Origin of the sequence: Nonomuraea diastatica (assembly GCF_004349015.1) — a bacterium.
In the GTDB taxonomy this organism is placed as follows: Bacteria; Actinomycetota; Actinomycetes; order Streptosporangiales; family Streptosporangiaceae; genus Nonomuraea; species Nonomuraea diastatica.
The window spans coordinates 1-1,941 of record NZ_SMKP01000388.1 but is presented as its reverse complement, the minus strand read 5'-3'; the positions used below and the strand labels follow the sequence as shown (position 1 = coordinate 1,941).

Annotated in this window: 3 protein-coding genes; 1 reads left to right on the top strand and 2 read right to left on the bottom strand. The window is 66.2% G+C overall.

Features of this window, described 5'->3' with window-relative positions:
- Positions 1-382: 382 nt before the first annotated feature.
- Complete coding sequence (locus tag E1294_RS57670) at positions 383-514, bottom strand: hypothetical protein (protein ID WP_281284639.1); 132 nt, start codon at positions 512-514, stop codon at positions 383-385.
- 555 nt (positions 515-1,069) lie between these two features.
- Positions 1,070-1,651, bottom strand: coding sequence for a flavoprotein (locus tag E1294_RS51770; protein ID WP_132520672.1), 582 nt, complete (start codon positions 1,649-1,651; stop codon positions 1,070-1,072).
- A gap of 105 nt (positions 1,652-1,756) precedes the next feature.
- On the opposite strand from E1294_RS51770, the gene E1294_RS51765 reads away from it, so the two are divergent.
- The coding region (locus E1294_RS51765; protein ID WP_165977997.1) for a helix-turn-helix domain-containing protein at positions 1,757-1,941 on the top strand (185 nt) is incomplete at its 3' end.

Genomic DNA, 1,941 nt, shown 5'->3' with positions numbered 1-1,941 from the left:
GGCCATCGACTGGTTCTCCTTCGATCTTGATCTAGCTACTCGAAGGATCACTCGATGGCCGTCTTCATTTCACGACGCCACGCCTGTGATCAGGCCAAACTCGTACACCACTCCTGTGGACGCAACCTAACCGCGCCCCGTCGGGTCCTCCCCAGGCTCGCCGCATGTGTGGCGGGTGGCGAGAAAAATCCCCTCTGCCAGGAGCGGATCATCTGTTGGGCCGTCCGCTGAGCGTAACGCGATCCGGGCCAGCGCCGTCGGCTGGGGGATGAACAGTCGGACCACAGCGTCCCTTCCTGCGAGCACAACCACATGAAAAGGGGGAGAGTCCCGTCACCGGGGCCTAGTAGGGGCCCCGGTGACGGGCAGTCAGACCGGGCGGCTAGTACGCGCAGTTGGGCGTCGTGCCGCAGCCGTTGTCGGTGACCATTTCTTGTGGCCTGTCGGCCTCACCGGCGCGGGGATCGAGATTGAACACAGACGCGATCTGCGTTTCCGTCAGCGCAGTGGACATTTGACACACCTCCAGCAGTGATGGAACAGCCGATCGGCTGATCGGCCGGGCAGCGAAGGGCTCACTCAAACGCGAGCGAATGGGAGCTATGAAGGGTCACTCAGCGCGGCGTGCCGCGACTCGCGTCGACTGTCCTGACATGAACCGTGACGCCTAGGAGTGCCTCCAGGTCCGCATCCTTCGACATGGCTCGACGTTAGGTCTGCCTGTTCACCGGATACCCAACAAACTGTTGGGGATGGTCGCCCTGCGTTGCATGTGCTAAGTCGTACTACCGCGAAAGCTCAACCCCGGAGGCAGGCAGTGATGAGGGCTGACAGTCGCGGCTATGCCGAAGTCCTCCAGACGACCGGCACTCGGATCTGGCCGGTACTCCTGCCCGCGACCGCGCGCCAACTCGTTCGGCCTCGGTTCTCGTGACCGAACTGAGGTGGTCAGCGAAACCTATGCGCTGGCCACACGCCCACCCCCGCCAGCGGCCAGCCAGCCACCAGCGAGTCCAATGGCGAGTGAGCCGCCACTGCGCACACTCGCTGGGGTGACGCCCGCGCGCGGTCAGGCTCTCGCGATGCGCTCCACGCACACCTGGTACATCCGGGCCAGCTCCACCTTCAGCTCCGCCCAAGGGAACGTGACCGCCCCCGACGCCCCAGAGGAGGGCTGGGGAAGCCGCACCGGATCCAGCAACACCGAGATCCCCCAGGAGGTCAGCCGCTCCACGCTGAGCGGGAACACCGGGTGGCGGGCCAGAGCCACATTCGGCCACGGCACGGCGACCAGCGGCAGCTCCATGCCTACCGCCTCGTTCAGCAGCCCCAGCGCGAGGGTGTCGGAGATTCCGCCCGCCCACTTGTTGATCGTGTTGAACGTCGCTGGCACCACCGCCATCGCATCGGCCGGTGGCAGGGCGTCCGGTTCCTCGGGCCGCTTGTAGTCCTGCCGGACCGGGTAACCCGTCAGCTTCGCCAGCCGGTTGCCATCCACAAACCTCTGCCCCGACGGCGTGGTGACCACGCACACCGTCCAGCCCTCCGCCTGCGACGCGGTCACCAGGTCCGGCAGCTCACCTGCAGGACGGCCGCCACACGCGATCACGTACAAGACGGGCTTTCGGACATCCTGCCGGGCGTCGATCATCGTCAATCTCCTAGCTCGCCGAGGGATAGGCCGGTAGCGTCCCATCCAGAGCGACGCATCCGGTGCGGTCGGGGGCACATTACGGCCATCACATGAGGACGCGCCATGATTAAGAGCACCACACGGATCGACCTGGTCGACCGGCAGATCGGCGCCGCCGTATGCACCTTGCGTATGCGCCGCGGGCTCACCATGCGCGCCTGCGCCGAGCTGTGCGGCAACGGCGAGGAGTGGCTGCGCCTGATCGAGTCCGGCCGCCGGCCGCTGGACCGGCTGTCCACCGTCACCAC

Coding starts and splice junctions, on each gene's coding strand:
- E1294_RS57670 (WP_281284639.1), bottom strand. CDS start 514: ATGTCCACTGCGCTGACGGAAACGCAGATCGCGTCTGTGTTCAATCTC.
- E1294_RS51770 (WP_132520672.1), bottom strand. CDS start 1,651: ATGATCGACGCCCGGCAGGATGTCCGAAAGCCCGTCTTGTACGTGATC.